Annotated in this window: 10 protein-coding genes; 3 read left to right on the top strand and 7 right to left on the bottom strand. The window is 70.4% G+C overall.

The genetic code is table 11. The features are described 5' to 3' along the window. Positions 1-3 precede the first annotated feature (3 nt). From JOD63_RS14370 to argG, 4 genes are read right to left on the bottom strand one after another with little or no spacing between them, the layout of a single operon-like run. Positions 4-1,899, bottom strand: a complete 1,896-nt coding sequence (locus tag JOD63_RS14370; RefSeq protein ID WP_045276653.1) for a YhgE/Pip family protein — start codon at positions 1,897-1,899, stop codon at positions 4-6. Beyond that, positions 1,899-2,576 carry a hypothetical protein gene (locus tag JOD63_RS14365; RefSeq protein ID WP_045276654.1) on the bottom strand — a complete coding sequence of 226 codons (678 nt, stop codon included), beginning with the start codon at positions 2,574-2,576 and terminating at the stop codon, positions 1,899-1,901. The genes JOD63_RS14370 and JOD63_RS14365 overlap by 1 nt, the downstream gene beginning before the upstream one ends. Further along, the gene (locus JOD63_RS14360) at positions 2,573-3,199 is read right to left on the bottom strand and encodes a TetR/AcrR family transcriptional regulator (RefSeq protein WP_045276655.1); all 627 of its coding nucleotides are present in this window, start codon (positions 3,197-3,199) and stop codon (positions 2,573-2,575) included. Before JOD63_RS14360 ends, JOD63_RS14365 begins: the two co-directional genes overlap by 4 nt. Positions 3,200-3,244: 45 nt before the next feature. Next, the gene (argG, locus tag JOD63_RS14355; protein WP_045276656.1) at positions 3,245-4,687 is read right to left on the bottom strand and encodes an argininosuccinate synthase; all 1,443 of its coding nucleotides are present in this window, start codon (positions 4,685-4,687) and stop codon (positions 3,245-3,247) included. Positions 4,688-4,843: 156 nt separating this feature from the next. Here argG and JOD63_RS14350 point away from each other — a divergent pair, with 156 nt between their 5' ends. Further along, a complete protein-coding gene (locus JOD63_RS14350) occupies positions 4,844-14,110 on the top strand; it encodes a DUF5979 domain-containing protein (RefSeq protein WP_157004039.1) in 9,267 nt (3,088 codons plus the stop codon). A gap of 44 nt (positions 14,111-14,154) precedes the next feature. Here JOD63_RS14350 and JOD63_RS14345 read toward each other — a convergent pair whose 3' ends face one another. Together JOD63_RS14345 and JOD63_RS14340 are read right to left on the bottom strand one after the other, a co-directional pair. After that, on the bottom strand, positions 14,155-14,889 hold the full coding sequence (locus tag JOD63_RS14345; protein WP_157004040.1) for a Pr6Pr family membrane protein: 735 nt from the start codon (positions 14,887-14,889) through the stop codon (positions 14,155-14,157). A gap of 203 nt (positions 14,890-15,092) precedes the next feature. Continuing rightward, positions 15,093-15,860, bottom strand: a complete 768-nt coding sequence (locus JOD63_RS14340; protein ID WP_245243952.1) for a Pr6Pr family membrane protein — start codon at positions 15,858-15,860, stop codon at positions 15,093-15,095. A 78-nt stretch (positions 15,861-15,938) separates the two neighbouring features. Between JOD63_RS14340 and JOD63_RS14335 the strand changes: the two genes are divergently transcribed. Together JOD63_RS14335 and JOD63_RS14330 are read left to right on the top strand one after the other, a co-directional pair. Beyond that, positions 15,939-17,225 carry an adenylosuccinate synthase gene (locus JOD63_RS14335; protein ID WP_045276660.1) on the top strand — a complete coding sequence of 429 codons (1,287 nt, stop codon included), beginning with the start codon at positions 15,939-15,941 and terminating at the stop codon, positions 17,223-17,225. Continuing rightward, positions 17,225-18,475 (top strand): lactonase family protein, encoded by a 1,251-nt coding sequence (locus JOD63_RS14330; protein WP_045276661.1) that lies wholly within the window; start codon positions 17,225-17,227, stop codon positions 18,473-18,475. The genes JOD63_RS14335 and JOD63_RS14330 overlap by 1 nt, the downstream gene beginning before the upstream one ends. Positions 18,476-18,873: 398 nt before the next feature. Here the strand turns inward: JOD63_RS14330 and JOD63_RS14325 are convergent, their stop codons facing one another. Then, a complete protein-coding gene (locus JOD63_RS14325) occupies positions 18,874-20,745 on the bottom strand; it encodes an alkyl/aryl-sulfatase (protein ID WP_045276662.1) in 1,872 nt (623 codons plus the stop codon). Between the last annotated feature and the right edge of the window lie 9 nt (positions 20,746-20,754).

Below are 20,754 nucleotides of genomic sequence, written 5' to 3'. Positions count from 1 at the left end.
CACTCAGCCGATGATGCTCGGCTGCAGGTCGCGCAGGGTGCGGAAGTGCGTCATGCGCGTCACGCCGATCGCCGCGAGGATGCCGGCGCCGACCAGCCAGGTCAGCAGCACGGTGAGATCCACCAGCACGCGGTCCATGCTCCCGCCGTACATGACCTGGCGCATCGCGTCGACGACGTAGCCCATCGGCAGCACGTGGTGGAGGGCGGCGAGGGGCGCCGGCAGGGTCTGCCAGGGGAAGGTGCCGCCGGCCGTCACCAGCTGCAGCACCATGAGCACGAGCCCGAGGAACTGCCCGACCGACCCGAGCCAGACGTTGAGCGCGAGCACGATCGCAGCGTAGGTAGCGCTGGCGAGCACCAGGATGCCGAGAGTGGCGAGCGGATGCGAGAACGAGAAGCCGAGGGCGAGGGCGAGCACGCCGAACAGCCCCACCATCTGCACACCGCCGAGGAGCGCGGGGGTCGCCCATCCGGCGAGCGTGATCCGCACCGGCGAATGCAGTGCGGTCACGGCGCGCTTGGAGACGGGCTTGACGATGAGGAACAGGGCGTAGATGCCGATCCAGCCGGCCAGCGCCGCGAAGAACGGGGCGAGCCCGGCACCGTAGTTCTGCGCCTCGGTGACCGAGGAGCGCTCGATCAGGAGCGGATCGCCCAGCGTGTCGGCCTGCGCCTCGCGGGTCGCCGCGTCGTAGGCGGGCAGCTCCGCCGCTCCGTCTGCGAGCCCGTCGCGCAGCTGGGCCGCGCCGTCTTCGAGCGTGTCGATCCCGGTGACGAGCGCGGCGGCGCCGTCGTCGAGCTGTGCCGCGCCGTCTTCGAGTCGTGCTGCGCCGTCGGCAGCGGAGGCGGCGCCGGCCGCGGCGGTGGCGGTGCCGTCGGCCAGCGCGGCCGCGCCATCACGCACCTGCGCGGCGCCGTCGTCGAGGCGGTCGATCGATGACACCGTCGACTGCACCCGGTCGTCGACCGCGGTCACATCGCTCCCCACCTCGTCGAGCACGGCGAGCACCTCGTCGATCTGCGCCTGGTCGAGACCGGCGGTGGTGAGGCGCTCGGCGATGTCGGTGCGGGCGTCGGGGATGGCGGAGACGACCGACGCCGACGCCGCGCCCACGCGGTCTGCGGCGGCGGCGAGCTCGGCGGTTCCGGCTGCCACCTGGGCCGCCCCGTCTGAGAGCGACGACGCACCGGTGGCGAGCTCGGCGGTGCCGTCCGCGAGCTGCGACGTGCCGTCCGCCAGCTGCGACGTGCCCTCGGCCAGCTGCGCGGCACCGCCGGCGAGCTGCGTCGCCCCGTCGCCGGCGGTCGCGAGGCCGTCGGTGAGCTGCGAGGCGCCGTCGGCGGCATCCAGCAGACTCAGCCGGATCTGATCGAGCGCGTCGAGCATGGTGAGCCCGGCCTCGGCGACGATCTTCTCGGCGACGGTCGTGCGGATGCGCTCGACCGCCTGGGTGCCGATGGTCGAGGCGAGATAGTTGTTGGCGTCGTTCGTGTGGAGCAGGATGTCGGCCCGCTGCGGATCGCCGCTCGAGATCGAGGCGACCGCGGCGGTGAAGTCCTCCGGGAACTCGATCGCGAAGTCGTACGTGCCGTCGTCGAGGCCGGCGTCGGCCTCCTCCGCGCTCACGCGCTCCCACGCGAACGAGCCGTCGGCGATGAGCTCGTCGGCTGCCTCGTCGCCGATGTTGCGCATCGTGCCGTCGACCTCGGCGCCGGTGTCGGCGACGACGATGGCGGCGGGGACGTCGGCGAGGGCGCCGTACGGGTCGCGGTTGGCCCAGAGATAGAGGCCGCCATAGAGGATGGGCACGGCGAGCAGTGCGACGAGCGCGATCACCGACATGCGGGTCGACGTGAGGCGGCGAAGCTCGGCCGCGATCATCTGCGGCACCTTCATCACGCACCTCCGTTCGTGCGGGCGGTGAGGCGATGCAGACGGATGCCGGCCGGCCGGGGCATCCGCCGTGCCCGGGCAGGCGGTGCGGGAGGCGCCTCGAGAGCCAGGCGCGACGCCTCGCCGGCGATCGCGAGCACGGCGTAGCCGCGGGTCGCGAAGTCCTGGGCGATCGTCCACCAGGCGGCGGGGGCGCCGCCGTGCCGGTCGGGGGCGACGATCACGAGCGCCTCGACGCCGCGGCGGAGCACCGCGGTCTCGCACAGCGCGCGCACGCGATCGGCAGGGGAGACATCGGTGATCGGCGTTCCCGCCCAGTCCGAGAGGCCGCGCTCGCCGAGCCAGCGACCGACCGCGAGCGGGTCGGACCGGCGCCCGGCGAACATCAGCTCCTCGGCGATCACGCCGGCGAGGGTGACGTTCGGCTCGGGCTCGCTGATGCCGGGGGCGTCGACGAGCGCGACGCGGCGCCGGAGTGCTCGGGCGTCGGATGCGCCGTCGACGAGCACGCGGCCACTGTCGGGCCGCATGCGCCCCGACGCGATCAGACCGAGCACGGTGGGGCGCTGCTCGGTCTCGGCGGTCACGAGAGTGACCGCGCCGGTGGTGAAGCTCGTCGAGATCGCCGGGAGCGCCCGCTCGCGGCGGCCCTTGGCGACCGACTCGATCTCGATCCTCATGCGGGCAGCACCTCGGGGTGTTCGGCGAGGAGCGCCTCGGACTCGCGCCAGCCGAGTCCCGCGATGCTCAGCACCGCCCGCACCGCGAGCGACGACGCGACGGGGGAGGAGGCATCCATGCGGGTGATGACGGTGCGCGCTGTCTCCTCGACGAGCCGCGCGAGAGTGGGGGCGGGCACATCGGTGCGGAGCACGCCGTCGTCCTGTCCGGATCGCACGATGGCGGCGACCCGACGGCGCAGCGGAGCGAGCGCGAGACCGGTGGACTCGAGGTGGTTCTCGTCGAGGGCGATGGCGGCGGCGACCTGCACCTCCGCCGCTTCGCGCCAGAGCGCCGCGGCGAGGCGGGCGAGGGCCACGCGGGCGTCGTCATGGTCGATGGTGCCGGCGATCGCGTTGAACCGTGCGGCGCCGGTGGCGATGAGTTCGCGGATGAGGGCGTCGCGGTCGTCGAAATGCCCGTACAGCGCCCGGCGTGTGAGGCCCGCCTCGCGGGCGATGGCGTCGATCGACGCACGGGGGTCGTGGGCGAGGGCGACCCGGGCGGCGGCGAGGATGCCGGCGCGGTTCTCGAGGGCATCGCGTCGCGGACGGCGCGCAGAAGCAGGGAGGGTGTCGGTCACTCCCCCAGAGTACTAACTTGCACAGATGTGTGCAAGTTAGTGGGATCAGTCGGTTCCGGCGTCGAACGCGGATGCCTCGTTGGCGGCATCCGTCGCTTCGGCGAGCTCCTCGCGGGCCGCGTCGAACGGCGACGCGTGCTCGGTGATCTCGGCGGCCTCGCCCTGCCCGAGGTGGCCGACCAGCTCGCCCGTCGCACCGCCGATGATGCCCGCGGCGGCGTAGTGCTCGAGGCGCGTGCGCGAGTCGGCGATGTCGAGGTTGCGCATGGTGAGCTGACCGATGCGGTCCGTGGGGCCGAAGGCCGCGTCGCCCACGCGCTCCATCGAGAGCTTCTCGGCGGCGTACGAGAGGTTCGGCGACGTCGTGTCGAGGATCGTGTAGTCCTCGCCGCGACGCAGGCGCAGCGTGACCGTGCCGGTGATCGTCGAGCCGACCCACTTCTGGATCGACTCGCGCAGCATGAGCGACTGCGGCTCGAGCCAGCGGCCCTCGTACATGAGGCGGCCGAGGCGGCGACCCTGCTCGTGGTAGGTCGCCAGCGTGTCCTCGTTCAGGATGCCGTTCACCAGTCGCTCGTACGCGGTGAAGAGCAGGGCCATGCCCGGCGCCTCGTAGATGCCGCGCGACTTCGCCTCGATGATGCGGTTCTCGATCTGGTCGCTCATGCCGAGGCCGTGGCGCCCGCCGATGCGGTTCGCCTCGAAGACGAGTTCGACCGGGTCGGCGAACTCCACGCCGTTGAGCGCGACCGGGCGCCCGGCGTCGAAGGTCACGGTGACATCCTCGGTCTCGATGTCGACCGAGGGGTCCCAGAAGCGCACGCCCATGATGGGCTCGACGGTCTCGAGCGAGACGTCGAGGTGCTCGAGGGTCTTGGCCTCGTGGGTCGCGCCCCAGATGTTGGCATCCGTCGAGTACGCCTTCTCGGCGCTGTCGCGGTAGGGGAAGCCGTGCGCGACGAGCCACTCGCTCATCTCCTGCCGGCCGCCGAGCTCGGTGACGAAGTCGGCGTCGAGCCACGGCTTGTAGATGCGCAGGGCCGGGTTGGCGAGCAGGCCGTAGCGGTAGAACCGCTCGATGTCGTTGCCCTTGTAGGTGGAGCCGTCGCCCCAGATGTCGACGCCGTCCTCTTTCATGGCGCGCACGAGGAGCGTGCCGGTGACGGCGCGGCCGATGGGCGTGGTGTTGAAGTAGGTGCGACCGCCCGAGCGGATGTGGAACGCGCCGCACGCCAGGGCGCCGAAGCCCTCCTCCACAAGGGCGGGCTTGCAGTCGACCAGGCGCGAGACCTCGGCGCCGTAAGCGAGTGCGCGGTCGGGGATCGACGCGATGTCGGTCTCGTCGGGCTGGCCGAGGTCGCCGGTGTAGGTGCAGGGGATCGCGCCCTTGTCGCGCATCCAGGCGACGGCGACGGAGGTGTCGAGGCCCCCAGAGAAGGCGATGCCGACGCGCTCGCCGACGGGCAGGGACTGAAGCACCTTGGACATGGGAATCAAGTCTACCGACGGCATGCCGGTCCGCCTGGCTCGGATGACGGCCGCCGACGATCACACAGTTCACTCCTGGCACTCCCGTAACGCCTGGAAACTCCTGTGAGTTGTCCATAGGCTGTCTGGGAGTGACCAAGACCGGGGGGTTTGCGCATGCACGATCGTGACCGACGGGAGCGGCGCCTTCGGGTGCGACGCCGGTGGATCGCCGCGGTCACGGCTCTGACCCTCGGGTTCGGCAGCGCTCTTGTCGCCACCGTTCCGGCTGTCGCGGCAGACGGTGACGTCGAGGTCATCAAGACCGCGAGCGTCGAGACGGTGCAGCCGGGTCAGACGTTCACCTACACGATCACCCTCACCTGCACATCGCTCGGCGCGGGGTGCAGCGGTGCCCAGGTCACCGATGTGGTCCCCGACGAGTTCATCGTCGACGACGTCGTGATCTCCTCCGGTCTCGCCGGCGACGTCACGCAGGACGGCCAGTCGGTGCTGGTCGAGTTCACCTCCACCCTCCCCGACGGATCCGCCGGAATCCCGGCGGGCGCGACGGGATCGGTGACGATCCAGGTGCACGCCGACCCCGATCTGCCGTATTCCGCCAACGGCATCCCGGTCCCGAACACCGCGGTCACCGATGCCGACACGCAGACCTCGGGCCCGCTCGACGACACAGCCGAGGTCACGCCCGTCGTGCCGCTCGAACTCGCGGTCGAGACGACGAAGACCTTCGACCCGACGAGCGCGCTGGCCACCCCGGGGCTGCCGGTCGTCGCGGCCATCACCGCGACGAACCAGTCGAACGCCGAGGTCGACACGCTGACGATCAGCGATCCGGCCGACCCGACCGCCACCCCGAATCCGTTCGACCAGCTCGCATTCACGGGAGTCGGCACGGTTTCGTATCCGGACGGCGCCGAGACCGCGCAGATCGTCTACATCACCGACGGAGGTCCGGTCGCCGGAGACCCGGCGACGAACCCGGCGCAGCCCGGTCCACCCGCCGGCGTCCCGCCCGAGGATGTCATCGGCGTGCAGATCGTCTTCACCAGCACGACAGCGCCCGGCATCCCGAACGGGGCGACCGGCGGAGTCGACCTCGACTTCGAGCACCCCGACGACGTCGGCGAACTCGCGGGCAACCTCACCGTCACCAACATCGCGGAGAGCGAGGTCGGCCTCGGCGACGAGACGGAGACCGACACCGACGACGCGACGCACGAGATCCTCGCGGCGAACATCGACGTCATCGCCGAGAAGTCGTTCTCGCCCGAGGAGGTCGCCGCCGGCGACACCTCGACCGCGACGATCACCGCGGGCAACGGCAGCGACTTCACGCTGTCCGAGCTCACCATCACCGAGCCCACGCTCACCGACCCCGACGACCCGTGGGCCGACGGGTTCGACCAGTCGATGGCGTTCGCCGGGTTCACCGACCCGATCGTGTGGCCGGAAGGCGCCTCCGGCGCGACCATCACCTACTACTACGACGACGGCACCTCCGAAGGGCCGCTCCCCGTTGCAAACGGTGAGGAGCCCCCGGCGCCGAGCGGAGACGTGGTGCGCTGGTCGATCACCTTCACCGGCGCGATCCCGCCCGAGGCGACGGTCGACATCAGCTTCGACGTGCAGACCGATCCCGACCAGGCGGGCTACCCCGCGACGATCCCCAACGTGATCGACGTCATCGGCACCGACCCGAACGGCGGCTCGTCGACCGAGCAGGCCGGCGCCGACCTCGTCGTCTACGAGAAGCACCTCGAGGTGATCACGGGCAAGTCGATCTACCCCACGACGATCCTGGACCGTCCGGGCGAGTGGGTGCTCGTCACCCTCGACAGCCAGATCGCCGACTTCCCCCGGTCGACCACGGGCGCCGAGACGATCGTCGTGCAGGACCCCGCGAACCCGGGTTCGGTCGACGGCACCTTCTGGGACAGCTTCAACGCCACGGCCATCACCGAGACCGCCGTGCCCGCGGGTGCGACGCTCACGATCACCTACTGGAACGGCTCGGCGTGGGTGCCGCTGCTGGACGCGAGCGGCGATCCGGTCGTCGTCGAGGGTCCGACCGTGTTCAGCATGGAGATCCCGCCCGGCGAGCAGGAGCTCATCCAGGGTCTGCAGTTCACCTACACCGCCGACGACGGTGAGCCCTTCCCGCCCGGCACGTCGGTCGAGCCGCACTTCTCGGCCGAGGTGCGCGACACCGAGCGCGTGCCCGATCCTGAGACGGTGGCCCCCGCGACCCTCGCGAACTGCGGCCAGAGCTCGGCCACCGGGAGCGGCGGCCTGCAGTCCACCCCGTCGGCCGACGACACCGCCTGCGCCGAGATCGACCTCGACCCCTATGACCCCGACGGCGACGGCCCCGACGCCCTCGAGAAGGACATCGAGCCCAACGTCATCACCGCGCGTTCGCAGGCGGACGCCCGGATCACCCTGAACTGGTCCACCGGCGGGCTGAGCGACGTGCAGGAGCTCACCGTGCAGGACGAGGCTGCTCCACCGGCGTCGCCGGCAGGCAGCCCGGATGCCGCTGAGCTGCATGGGTCGTTCTGGGATGCGTTCGACATCACCGGCGTACCCGCCATCACCTCCGACATGGATGCCTACATCCAGTACGACCAGGTGACCGCGGTGCAGCTGTGGAACGGCAGTGCGTGGGTCGACCTCGAGAACGACCCCTGCCCGGCGTCGTGCGACGGCGCTTTCCCCGGCGTGACGCTGACGGCGGCCGACCGGGAGCAGGCTCTCGGGATCCGACTGCTGTGGGAGGAGAGCCCGACGCGCGCCGCGACGGCCGCGGGTGACCTCACGGCACCCCCCGTCGGCAGCGGCGTGGCCCGCTCCACCGGCAACGACCGGCAGATCTTCGTCGACGTGCAGCTGCGCGACTACCTCCGCTCCGACCCGGCGCAGCCGGCGATCGGAACGCTCGAGTACAACATCGACGACAGCGCAGACGACCCCGACGGCACGATCGGAACGGTGCTCGACGTCGCCAACGTCACGGGAACCGACTCGACCGGCGAGACCGTCATCGACACCGACGACAGCGACACCATCGCGATCATCGACGTGCCGCTGAACGTCGATCTCGAGAAGACCTGGTCGAACAGCCCGTTCGGCGTTCCGCCGGACGGCATCCCGCAGTCGGCGTACCCGACCGGGCGCGTTCAGCTGACGGCGACCAACCGCACCGCGACCAAGGTCGACACTCTGACGATCTCCGACCCGACGCCGGACACGGCGCCGGAGGACAGCCCGTTCCGCGAGTTCGACCTCTACGACATCCGGCAGATCTCGATCCCGGGCGGCACCGAGACCACCCTCGTCACCCTCATCCACGACACCGACGGCGACGGCTTCGGCGACGACACCGAAGAGATCGAGGCGAGTGTCGCGCTCGGCCGGGGGTCGGCTGCTCTCGCCGACGTCGTTGCCATCGTCGTGACGCACGACGGGCGCATCGACGCCGGGGCCGTCGCCGTCGTCGAGATGGATCTGCGCCTGCGCGAGTTCGTGCGCGGCACCACCGACACGCGCGTCGCCACCACCGACAGCCCCGTGACGAACGCGGCGCAGGCGACGGTCGCCGATGCCGGCGGCGGCACCGACGACAACATCCCCACGGCGGACGCCTCCGCCACCGTCACGCTCGAGGACCTGCAGATCGGGGTGAGCGCGGGCAAGACGTTCGACCCCGACACCCAGATCGAGCCCGACGGCAGCCCGGTCGTGATGACGCTCACCGGCCAGCCCTCGGTCGACACCTCGGCGCGCGTCGGAACGATGGTGATCGGCGACACCGCGCCGACCTTCTGGAACGCGTTCGACTACGTCGGCATCGACCCCTCCTTCGCGCTCGCGACGCCGATCAACCAGGTGCGCATGGACGCGCGCGTGGGCAGCACGTTCGTCGACACCGGCTCCGGCGTGGTCGCGGTGGGCGGAACCTGGGAGGAGGGCCCGTGGGTCGACCTCGCGACGTTCCTCACCACGCCGCTGCCGCCCGACGTGACGGCCGACCAGGTCGACAGCGTGCGGTTCGGGTTCCGATCCGTCGACGACACCGGAACGCCCGTTCAGTGGGAGAACCCGACCGACCCCCTTCAGGAGGTGCCGGTGCTCGTGCAGCGCCGCACCGAGCTGCGAAGCGGAGGCGAGGTGCCCAGCGACCTCGCGGGCAACACGGCGGCACCCGGCGAGGAGGCTCCGGGTGAGTTCACCAACGAGAGCTCGGCGACGGTGTGCGCGATCCTCGCCCCCACCTGCGCCATCGGCCTGCCGGGCACGGTGTCGGACTTCGCCGAGGACACGATCTTCTACCAGCACGCCTCGAGTGAGGTCGTCATCACGAAGACCCCGAGCGGCCAGTACTCGCCTGGGCAGAGCATCCCGTACACGATCACGGTCACCAACAGCGGTGACTGGCCGATCGCGAATCCGGTGATCGTGGATGCGCCGGCCGCGCCGGGAACGCTCATCCTCAACCCCGACAACCCCGAACCCTACACGTTCGCCCTGGCGGGCGATGCCCCTGTGCCGCCGACGGGAACACCGTTGCCGGAGGACCCTGCCGAGGTCACGACCGTCGTCGACGAGGCGTCGGGAACGGTGACGTTCAGCTTCGCCGACGGCTCGGCCCTCGAGGTCGGTCAGTCGTACACGATCACGATCGACATGATCTTCGCCCCGGGGGTTCCGGGCGGGGCGCCGGTGACCAACACCGCGACGATCTCCGGAGACCGTCAGTTCGACAGCTGCAACAACGTCGCGACGCCGGTCGACGAGTGCTCGGCAGACGCCGTGGTCACGCCTCTCGTGGCCGGCGCGGTGCGCTCGGGCAAGGTCGTGCGCGCGGTGGACACCGAGCTCGGAGCCTTCGACTTCCGCACCCGACTGGAGCAGGGATGCGACGCGCCGAACGCCGGGCCTCTCATCGACCCGGATGACGAGGGTTTCTACTGGTGGCCGTGCGTTCCGCGGTCGAAGCCCGGCGGCGAGGTCGTCTGGCGATTCGGAATCCAGAACACCGGTAACGTCGCCCTCGATCGACTCGTCCTGGTCGACGAGCTGCCGAAGCCGGGGGATACGGGCGCGATCAGCGACACCGACCGCGGCTCGCAATGGACGCCGCAGCTCGACGCGGCGACGCTCACGGCAGTGCAGCTGCCCGACGGGGCCCAGATCACGTATCTCGTGACTACGGATGCCGAGGTGTGTGCGGCCGACGTGTACGCGCCGGGCGAGCCCGGCGATCCGCTCGAGGCGTGCGCCCCGGGCGCGTGGGTCGCCCCGCTCAGCGTCGACCCGGCGTCGATCACCGGAGTGCGCACCGTCGTCGATATGCCTGACAATCCGTTGGAGCCGGGCGAAGTGATCCTCATAGAGGGGGTCACGACCACACCGTCTCAGAATGAGGAGGCAGGCGACGACACGATCGCCTGGAACTCCGTCGCAACGGGCGCCCACACGACCGAGGATCAAGACACCGGGATCGACGCGCGCACGATGGTGCCGAGCGAGGGCACGCAGGTCGGTGCGGCGCTCGCCACCGGGGCGATCATCGTCGCGAAGGAGGTGGAGGGCGACGGCGCGCAGTACGCGCCGGAGTCATTCGAGGTGATCGTGGACTGCACCTCGGTGGGTGTCCCCGTCACTCCGCCCGGCAGCACCGACCCCGACGCCGAGTGGGTGATCACGGTGACGCCGCCCACACCTGAACTGGTTCAGGGGCTCCCGTGGGGCGCGGAGTGCACACTCGACGAGAAGCCCCAGGGTCAGGTGTCGTTCGACGTCGACCCCGACACGGTGATCGCCGAGTCCGTGCGCGAGCGCGCCGTCGGACGGATCGCGATCGAGAACGTCTACGAGCTCGCCGGACTCGAGATCGGCAAGACCGTTGAGTCCGACGCTGTCGATGCGAACGGCACGCCGATCGAGTTCGGTCCGTTCGACGTATCGGTGACGTGCACCTTCCTGGGCGACGAGGTCTGGGCTGAGGGCTACGACGAGAACGATCCCATGGTGTTCGAGATCGCCGACGGCGACACCGTCACGCTCGACGGACTGCCGGCGAACGCCGAGTGCATCGTCACCGAGTCCGGCACGGCGAACGCATCGTCGACGACCGTGGCCAGCGAGACCGCCGAAGGGCCCGTCGCGCCCGTCGACGGCACCTCGACGACCGTCATCCTCACCGCGGACGAGGGCACCGAGATCACCAACTCGGTCGCGTTCGTCAACGCCTACGAGGTCGGGCCGCTGCAGATCGACAAGGTCATCGCGCCGGCGGACTCGCCGTTCGCGGAGTCCGAGTTCACTGTGCACGTGACCTGCACGCTGGGCGACGTGACCACGTGGGACGGCGACCTCCAGATCACGCCCACCGTGCCCGCCGAGGTGGAGGGCATCGCGGCCGGATCGGTGTGCACCGTCGAGGAGACCGACACCGGGTTCGCGAACGACGTCGACGTCGCCACCTCGCCCGTCACGATCGTGCCCGACGGCTCGCCCGAGACCGCGCTCGTGACGGTCACCAACACCTACACCGAGGGCAGCCTCACGGTCACCAAGGAGATCGAGGGCTTCGACGACCCCGACTACGTGGGTCCGTTCGAGGTCACTCTGCTCTGCGTCGATCCGACCAGCGCGATCCTCGTCGTCGCCATTCCCGGCGGCCCGACGCGGGAGCTGACCGAGGCAGGCGGATGGACGGCGACCTACGACCGGCTGCCGACCGGCGCCCGCTGCATCCTGTCCGAGTCCGACGACGGCGGTGCGACCGAGACGCAGATCCTCGACGCCGACGGCAACCCCGTGCGGGTGTTCACGATCGAGGAAGACACGGAGCTCTCGCTGCGCGTCGTCAATACCTTCGAGCTCGGGGCGCTCGAGGTCACCAAGACGGTGAGCGGCGACGGCGCCGAGCTGTGGGGCGCCGGTCCGTTCTCGGTGCAGGTGTCGTGCGCGTTCGACGGCCAGACCCTCCCCGGGTTCCCGGTCGTCGTCGAGCTCGAGGCCGACACGACGAGCGAGCCGTTCACAGCGCCCGTCGGCTCGGAGTGCGACGTGATCGAGGACGACGACGGCGGCGCCAGCAGCGTGGTCATCAGACCCAACGACGGCTCCGACACGTCAGTCGGGCACGTCGTCGTGACCCAGGGCAGCGACGTCGAGCCTGTCGAGGTGACGGTCGACAACACGTTCGACGTCGGCGACATCGTCGTCGAGAAGGTGATCGACGGGGATGCCGCGGAATGGGCCGTGGGCGACTTCGTGATCGGCATCGACTGCACCTGGAACGGCGAGGCCATTCCGGCCGACAGCATCCCGGGGGGTGCCGTTCGCACCCTGTCGGCCGGCACGTCTCTCACCACCACGTACGAGGATCTGCCCGACGGCGCCGAGTGCACCGTGGCCGAGACCTCCGACGGCGGTGCCACCAGTGTGGAACTCGACCCGGCCGACGGCGTGGTCGTCGTCGACCCCGATGCCACCGAGCCGGTCACGGTCACCGTGACGAACGTCTTCGAGACCGCATCGCTCGAGGTGGGCAAGACGGTGGTCTCGGAGTCGGCGGCGACCCCGACGCAGTTCGGGTTCCAGGTGGTCTGCACCTTCCAGGGCGAGACCGTGGTCGACGAGACCTTCACGCTCGACGGGAACCAGACCGAGACGATCGCGCCGATCCCCGCTCGCGCAGAGTGCACGATCACCGAGACCGACCCCCGCGGCGCGGATGCGACGATCACGGAGGCCGACGTGCCGGGCGCCGAGGGTGAACTCGCGCCGCAGATCGATCAGGAGACGCGCACCGTCGTGATCCCCGAGCTGCAGCCCGACAGCACCGCGGTGGTCAACACCGTGTCGTACACCAACGTGTTCAACGCGACCGAGGTGCTGCTGCGCAAGGAGGTGGCCGGCGCCGGAGCCGACCAGTTCGGCGCCGACAGCTTCGTGCTGGACTACTCCTGCACGTTCGACGGCGAGGTGGTGCTCGAAGGCAGTGTCGAGCTGAGCGCCGCGAACGACTGGCAGACGGCGGTCACCCAGGTGGTGGCCGGGTCGGAGTGCACCGTGACCGAGCCCGACCTGGCGGGCGCGGATGCCGTGGTGATCGAGCCGAACGACGGTGAGGACCTCGCTACCGGTGTCGGCACGGTGCCGGCCGAGGGCGGCCTCGCCACGGTCACGGCGACGAACTGGTACCTCACCGGCTCGCTCGAGGTCACCAAGACCTTCGCGGGCGACGGCGTCGACAAGTTCGGCACGGACGAGTTCGATCTGCGCCTGCTGTGCTTCCGCGACGGCGAGCCGGTCCGCATCCCCGACGGGATCGCGCGCACCGTGAGCGCCGCGTCGCCGACCGCCCTGTGGACCAACCTCCCGACCGGAGCCGAGTGCAGCCTCACCGAGACCGGCGACGGCGGGGCGAGCTCGACCGCGATCCTCGACGAGAACGGCGACGTCGTCGCCGGCGACGGCGAACCGTACCGGTTCACCGTCGTCACCGACCCGACGATCCTCAGCGTCGACGACCAGCCCCAGCCGAGCCTCGAGGTGCAGAACACCTTCAATCTCGCGCAGGTCTCGGTGACCAAGACCGTCGCCCCGACGACCGCGGTCGACATCAACGGCGACCCCGTGACCTACGGCCCATTCGAGGTCGAGCTCGCCTGCGAGTGGAACGGCGGGTCGGTCACGGCGGCCGAGCCGATGACGCAGACGATCGCCGACGGCCAGACCATCATCTGGACGGAGCTGCCCGAGGGTGCGGAGTGCACCGTCACCGAGACCGACACCATGGATGCCGCGGGCACCACGGTCGCGGTCACCGAGGCAGGCGTCACCGGCGACCCCGTCGACGGCACGGTCGCGGAGCTCGCTCCGCTGCCGAACGTGGACGCCGCGGATCAGACTTCGGTGGAGCTCGTCAACGAGTACCTCGACCCGCCCATCACCGTCACGAAGGTGGTCGACGGCGCCGGTGCATCCGACTTCGCCGGCCGCTCGTTCACCTTCGACGTGCGCTGCGTGCTCATCGACGCATCGCATCCGGCGCCGGGCCTGCTCCTGCGCGACGGGACGTACGAGATCGGCGGACCCATCGGCCCGCTCGTCACGCTCCTGCCGACCGGTGCGGAGTGCACGATCACCGAGGTCGACACCGGCGGCGCCGATGCGACGACGATCACGATCGACGGCGTGCCGCTCGAGGGCACGACGGCGACCACTGTGATGGGCACAGGCGCCGTCGAGATCGTCGTGACGAACACCTTCGACCCGGTCCCGCCGCCGCTGCCCCCGACAGGGCTTCAGACCGCGACGCTGTGGACGGCGGGCATCATCGCCGTGCTGCTGCTCGGCGGCGGCATCACGGCGCTGGTCATCGTCCGGCGACGCCGCCAGAACTGAGGCGAACGCCGCCGGCATCGGGAAGGATGCCGGCGGCGTGAGCGTCAGATGGCGAGCGGTCCGTGGGTCGCGGGGGCGCTCCGGTGCACGGCACGGCGCTCCCGGTAGCGCCCGATCAGGATGATCATCGCCCCGATCGCGAGGAACCCGGCGGTGATGGCGCCGATGTAGAGGAACGCCGAGCCGTAGCCACCCGCGCCGTGCGGGTCGAGGAACGGGTAGGGGTACCACCACGGCGTGGTGCCGTCGGGGTTCGCGACGAGTTCACCGCGGATCATCGTGTAGGTGACCCAGGCGACCGGGTAGCCCACCAGCACTCCGAGCGACCACCACGGCAGTCCGCGACGGTGCGGGGCGAACAGCAGATCGAGCACGAAGAACAGCGGCATCACCACGTGCAGCACCTCGACCGCGTAGGTGTCGAGCATCGCGATGCCCGCCGAGTCGCCCAGCGCGACCGGAGCCGGCAGGTCGCGCAGCAGCAGGTTGTAGACGAGCCCGAGCAGCAGGACAGGACCCGCGACCGCCGCGAGCGACAGCGCCACGCTCAGCGGCTCGCGTGCCGTCCCCGGGTGCCGCAGCGTCCATGCCGCGGCGAAGCCGAGCACCGAGACGCTCAGCAGCGTCGAGACGATCGTGAACATGCTGAAGTAGTTGGCGAGCACGGCGCTGAGCGCCTGCTCCTCCCGTGCCGCTCGATCGACGTTGACGATGAATCCTGCGACGACGCCCGACAGCGCCGTCATCCCCGCCGCGATTCGAAACCATGCCCAGCTCATGAGATCACCCCAATTCGACATCACGCTCTTCGCGTGCCATCTCCCCTGAGGGCGAATGTGGCCTCACTGGTACCGCGCGGCGCGAATCGTTGGCGCCGGGATCCTGCGGAACAGGGCTGCCCGCAATGCGTTGTTGTGTGGGGTCTACAACGTGTCCACCGTTCGGCGGACACTTCTGCTGAAGCGCTGTATCTGGTGCCTGATCAGGGGATATCGGATGCCGCGGACGCCCCTGCGCCCACCGGAGAAGAACGCTCCGCACGCCCGACCCGCCGGCCCCACCACACGACGAGGGCGGCGATCGCGATGATGGCTGCGGCGATGCCGAGCACGTACACGACGACCGACGGCCAGCCGCCGGGGTTGTTCGGGTTCAGGAACGGATACGGGTACCAGAACGGGTCGCCGCTCGCGGGGTTCGTCACGAGCGGTCCGCGCACGAGCGTGTAGACGACCCAGACGATCGGGAACGCGACGACGACCCAGATGGCCCGCCACGGCAGGGCGCGGCGGAGCGGGCCGACGAACAGGTCGGCGGCGAGGACGAGCGGCGCGATGAGGTGCAGCACCTCGTTCGACCAGGGCACCGGTTCGCTGCCCTGCGGCAGCTCGATGCCGCGCAGGAGGGCGTTGTAGACGATGCCTGTGATCACCATGTAGGTGGTGACGGATGCCAGTGCCACGGCGAGACCGGAGGGCTCGGCATCCGCCCCCGCCGCCCCCGCCGCGCCGGCCGCACGTGCGCGCGCGAAGTACCAGAGCGCGGTCCACGCCAGCACGACCGCAGCCGCGGCGTTGGAGAGGATCGTGAAGAAGCTGAAGAAGTTCGCGATCGTCGTGCCGAGGTCGCGGCCGAGGTCGGTCGCGGTCGCGATCGATGCCGACAGCTGCGTCGTGATCGCTGCGACGATGGCGACGGCCATCACAAGGCGTACGGAGTTCCAGGTGATCGCCCACGCGGATCGGCTCATGGCGTCACGATATCGGCGGTCCGGGTGACCGCGTCGATAGGATGGGGTGTAACCGTCCGATAAACGGGGGAGTAGCCCATGCCAGGCATCGTGATCGTCGGAGTCCAGTGGGGTGACGAGGGCAAGGGCAAGGCGACCGACCTGCTCGGCGACCGCACCGACTGGGTCGTCAAGTTCAACGGCGGCAACAACGCCGGCCACACGGTCGTGATCGGCGACGAGAAGTACGCGCTGCACCTGCTGCCGTCGGGCATCCTGTCGCCGGGCGTCAACGCCGTCATCGGCAACGGCGTGGTCGTCGATCTCGAGGTGCTGTTCTACGAGCTCGAGGCACTGCACGCCCGCGGCGTCGACACATCGCGACTGCGCGTGAGCGCCAACGCACACATCATCACGGGTTACCACACGACCCTCGACAAGGTGTCGGAGCGCTTCCTCGGCAAGCGTCAGATCGGCACCACCGGGCGCGGCATCGGCCCGGCGTACGCCGACAAGATCAACCGGGTCGGCATCCGCGTGCAGGACCTCTTCGACGAGAACATCCTCCGGCAGAAGGTCGAGGGCGCGCTCGATCAGAAGAACCACCTCCTGGTGAAGGTCTTCAACCGGCGCGCGATCTCGGTCGACGAGATCGTCGAGGAGCTGCTGTCGTACGCCGAGCGGCTGCGGCCCATGGTTGCCGACACCGGTCTGCAGCTCAATGAGGCGCTCGACGCCGGCGATGTGGTCGTGTTCGAGGGCGGCCAGGCGACCATGCTCGACGTCGACCACGGCACCTACCCGTTCGTCACCTCGTCGTCGGCCACCGCCGGCGGCGCCGCCACCGGCTCGGGTGTCGGCCCGAACCGCCTCGACCGCATCGTCGGAATCGCGAAGGCCTACACGACGCGCGTCGGAGCGGGTCCGTTCCCGACCGAGCTGTTCGACGAGCAGGGCGACTGGCTGCGCTCGCGCGGCTTCGAGTTCGGCACCACGACCGGCCGTCCGCGCCGCGTGGGCTGGTACGACGCCCCGATCACGCGCTACGCGACACGGATCAACGGCATCACCGACCTGGTGATCACCAAGCTCGACATCCTCACCGGCCTGGATCAGATCCCGGTCTGCGTCGCGTACGACGTCGACGGTGAGCGCTTCGACGAGGTGCCGGTCAACCAGACCGACTTCCACCACGCGGTGCCGATCCTCGAGTACTTCCCGGGCTGGAAGGAAGACATCTCGGGCGCCCGCACGTTCGACGAGCTTCCGCTGACCGCGCAGCAGTACATCCTCGCCCTCGAGCAGATGAGCGGCACGCGCATCTCGGTGATCGGCGTGGGCGCGGCGCGTGACGCCGTCATCGTGCGCCACGACCTCGTCGACTGATGCGATTGCTCCTCGGCGGGTACACCGCCGACATGGACGGCCACGCGTCGGGGATCGGGATGCTGCTCGTCGGCGACGCCGACGGCGCTTCCGCGGGCGGTCCGCTGGCGTACGCCGGCGAGGTCGCCGCTGCAGCGTCGCCGTCGTGGCTGACCGCTCACCCGGGCACTGAGGCGAGTCTCGGATCCGGGTCGCCGAGCCTGTCGCGGGGCGACGTCGTCTACGCCGCCCTCGAGGGCGCCGGCGCCGTGCAGGCGTACCGCCGCACGGGCGAGGCGTCGTTCGTGCCGCTCGGAGCACCGGTCGAGGCGGGATCGTTCGTGTGCCACATCGCGGTCGACCCGGGCGGGGCGTTCCTCCTCGCCACCTGCTGGGGCGATGGTCGCGTGGTGCGGATGTCGCTGGATGCCGCCGGCCGGCCGTCGAGCCCCACGATCGCGCCCGATCCGGTCGATCCCCACGGAGGCACCGGCTCGCCGGCGTCGCCCGCCGCGGCGGCATATGCGTTCGACGGCGGGGTCGATCTCGCGGCCGCGGCACGGGCCCTCCGCGAGGCCGCGGGCGACGAGTACGCCCACCTCGTTCCCGACCACGACCGCGCGCCGACCGAGCCGGCGGAGCTGGAGCCGGGAGCCGCCGACGCCGCGGCATCCGAGCGAGTTCCGCATGCGCACCAGTCGCTGTTCCTGCCGGGCGGCCTCGTCGCGACCACCGACATGGGCTTCGACATCGTGCGCCTGTGGCGCGCGAGCGCCGCGGGCCTGCGCCACGCCCACGACGTCGTGCTGCCGCGGGGCAGCGGTCCGCGGCACATGGCGTGGCACCCGAGCGGGCACCTGTACGTGGTCGCCGAACTGTCGTGCGAGGTCTTCGTGCTCGCTCCCGACGTCACCGGCACCTGGCGCGTGATCGCGGGGGTGCCGCTCGGCCCGACGCAGCCCGGCGACACCGCCGCAGAGCTCGCCCTCTCGCACGACCGGGCGTTCCTGTACGCGGGCGTGCGCGGGTCGGACACCCTCGCGGCGGTGCGCGTGCGCGGCGCCGGCGACGAGCTCGCCCCGGTGGCCCTCGTCGAGGCCGGCGTGCGCTGGCCCCGCCACCACGTGGTTGCCCGCGACGCGCTGATCGTGGCCGGTCAGCTCGGCGACGAGGTCGCTTCGCTCACTCTCGACATCCGGACGGGTGTGCCCGGCCGGGCGCGTCACCGCACCGCGGGGCCGAGCCCGACCTGCCTGCTTCCGCTGCGCTGAGTCGCGCCGCGTGGGGCGTTTCGTCTCGCTGTGCTCGCTCAACGACCGGGGATGTGCGACCGGCCGGGTGGGGCGTTTCGTCTCGCTGTGCTCGCTCAGCGACTGGGGATGTGCGACCGGCCGGGTGGGGCGTTTCGTCTCGCTGTGCTCGCTCAGCGACTGGGGATGTGCGACGGGCCGGGTGGGGCGTTTCGTCTTGCTGCGCTCGCTCAACGACTGGGGATGTGCGACGGGCCGGGTGGGGCGTTTCGTCTCGCTGCGCTCGCTCAGCGACCGGGGATGTGCGACCGGCCGGGTGGGGCGTTTCGTCTCGCTGCGCTCGCTCAACGACCGGGGTGTTCGCGACCGGCCGGTCGTTGAGCGAGGGCGCGCAGCACCCGAGACGAAACGCGCGGGACCTACGGCAGGACGATGTCGAAGTCGGGGTCTCCCGGCTCGAGCACGCCGAGCAGCGTCGAGAGCACGCCGAAGTCGCCCTCCACCTCGATGCCGTCCTGCGACACGTCGCCGCCGGCGACGGCGAGGAGTCGCATCTTCGTGAGCGTGATGTGCAGCTGCGCATCGGGCGCGGGCGCCTTCTCGCTGTAGACCAGCACGCCGTTGCGCAGCGTCACGCGGAACGACCGGCCCAGGTCGCTGAAGGTCACGTCGGTCGCGAGGTCGAGATCCCACGCCTTCGGTCCGTCGACCTGGATAGCGAACGCGTCGAAGAGCTGTTCGGGCGAGAGCTGCGCGACGATCGACGGAGCATCCGTCTGCGTGGGCGTTCCGAAGTTGCCCTCGGTGAGCTCGGTGGCACCGGAGAGGAAGAAGTTGCGCCAGGTGCCGTTCTCGGCGCCGTAGCCGAGCTGCGCGAGGGTGTCGGCGTAGAGGGCTCGAACGCCCGGGTGCGCGGCATCCGTGAACAGCGCGTGGCTGAGCAGGGTGGCAGCCCAGCGGTAGTCGGCGGCGTCGTACGCCGCCTGCGCCACCTCGACGACGCGGTCGACGCCGCCGATCGCGTCGACGTACCGCGCGCCGATCTCGGCGGGGGTGTGGGCCCACAGGTTCGCCGGGTTGCCGTCGAACCACCCCATGTAGCGCTGGTAGATCGCCTTGATGTTGTGGCTCACCGAGCCGTAGTAGCCCCGCGTGCTCCAGGCGCGTTCGATCGCCGGCGGCAGCTCGAGCGTCTCGGCGATCTCGATGCCCGTGTGACCGCGGTTGAGCATCCGAAGCACCTGGTCGTGCAGGTAGCCGTACAGATCGCGCTGGATCCCGAGGAACGCGTGGATGTCCTCTGCGCCCCACGTCGGCCAGTGGTGCGAGGCGAACACGACGTCGGTGCGGTCACCGAACCGGTCGAGGGCTTCGGTCAGATACTTCGACCACACGTGCGGGTCGCGCACGACCGCTCCACGCAGGGTGAGCAGGTTGTGCAGGTTGTGGGTCGCGTTCTCAGCCATGCACAGTGCGCGGTACCGCGGGAAGTAGAAGTGCATCTCGGACGGAGCCTCGGTGCCGGGCGCCATCTGGAACTCGATCTCGAGGCCGTCGATCGTGTAGGTCTCGCCGGTGGTGCTGATGTCCTTCGTGGGAACGATGAGTCCGACGAGCCCGCTCGACGTGGACTGTCCGAGCCCCGCGCCGACCTGTCCTTTCGGGCCGCGGGCCAGCTTGGCGCCGTACATGTAGCCGGCGCGCCGGCCCATGGCCGTTCCGGCATATACGTTCTCGGCGACCGCGTGCTCGGTGAAGCCCTCGGGGGCGATGATCTCGATCCTGCCGGCGTCGACGTCTTCCTGCGAGGCGACGCCGAAGACACCGCCGAAGTGGTCGATGTGGCTGTGCGAGTAGATCACCGCGATGACGGGGCGGTCGCCGCGGTGCTCGCGGTAGAGCTTGAGCGCGGCCGCGGCCGGCTCGGCCGAGATGAGCGGGTCGATGACGACGACACCCGAGTCGGTCTCGACGAACGAGATGTTCGACAGATCGAACCCGCGCACCTGGTAGAGGCCCTCGACGACTTCGTACAGGCCGTGCTTGGCGACGAGCGTCGACTGACGCCACAGGCTCGGGTTGACCGATGCCGGTGCCTCACCGGTGAGGAAGTCGTACGTCTGGCCGTCCCAGACGACGTAGCCGGCGTCGTTGCGGATGATCAGCGGGTCGAGCGTCGCGATGAAGCCGCGGTCGGCGTTGTCGAAGTCTGCGGTGTCGTCGAACGGCAGGGTCTCTCGCAGGCGTCGGTTGGCTTCGCTGATCGCGGGGGAGGGGTCGGTGAACGTCATGTCCCGATC

The organism is Microbacterium terrae, assembly GCF_017831975.1.
GTDB lineage: Bacteria > Actinomycetota > Actinomycetes > Actinomycetales > Microbacteriaceae > Microbacterium > Microbacterium terrae.
Note: the sequence above shows the minus strand (reverse complement) of the source record. Positions and strands in the feature narration are given on the sequence as shown.

Excerpts from the sequence above, each read along its gene's own strand:
- JOD63_RS14350 (WP_157004039.1), top strand. The coding sequence starts at position 4,844 with ATGCACGATCGTGACCGACGGGAGCGGCGCCTTCGGGTGCGACGCCGG.
- argG (WP_045276656.1), bottom strand. The coding sequence starts at position 4,687 with ATGTCCAAGGTGCTTCAGTCCCTGCCCGTCGGCGAGCGCGTCGGCATC.
- JOD63_RS14345 (WP_157004040.1), bottom strand. The coding sequence starts at position 14,889 with ATGAGCTGGGCATGGTTTCGAATCGCGGCGGGGATGACGGCGCTGTCG.
- JOD63_RS14370 (WP_045276653.1), bottom strand. The coding sequence starts at position 1,899 with ATGAAGGTGCCGCAGATGATCGCGGCCGAGCTTCGCCGCCTCACGTCG.
- JOD63_RS14330 (WP_045276661.1), top strand. The coding sequence starts at position 17,225 with ATGCGATTGCTCCTCGGCGGGTACACCGCCGACATGGACGGCCACGCG.
- JOD63_RS14365 (WP_045276654.1), bottom strand. The coding sequence starts at position 2,576 with ATGAGGATCGAGATCGAGTCGGTCGCCAAGGGCCGCCGCGAGCGGGCG.
- JOD63_RS14335 (WP_045276660.1), top strand. The coding sequence starts at position 15,939 with ATGCCAGGCATCGTGATCGTCGGAGTCCAGTGGGGTGACGAGGGCAAG.
- JOD63_RS14340 (WP_245243952.1), bottom strand. The coding sequence starts at position 15,860 with ATGAGCCGATCCGCGTGGGCGATCACCTGGAACTCCGTACGCCTTGTG.
- JOD63_RS14325 (WP_045276662.1), bottom strand. The coding sequence starts at position 20,745 with ATGACGTTCACCGACCCCTCCCCCGCGATCAGCGAAGCCAACCGACGC.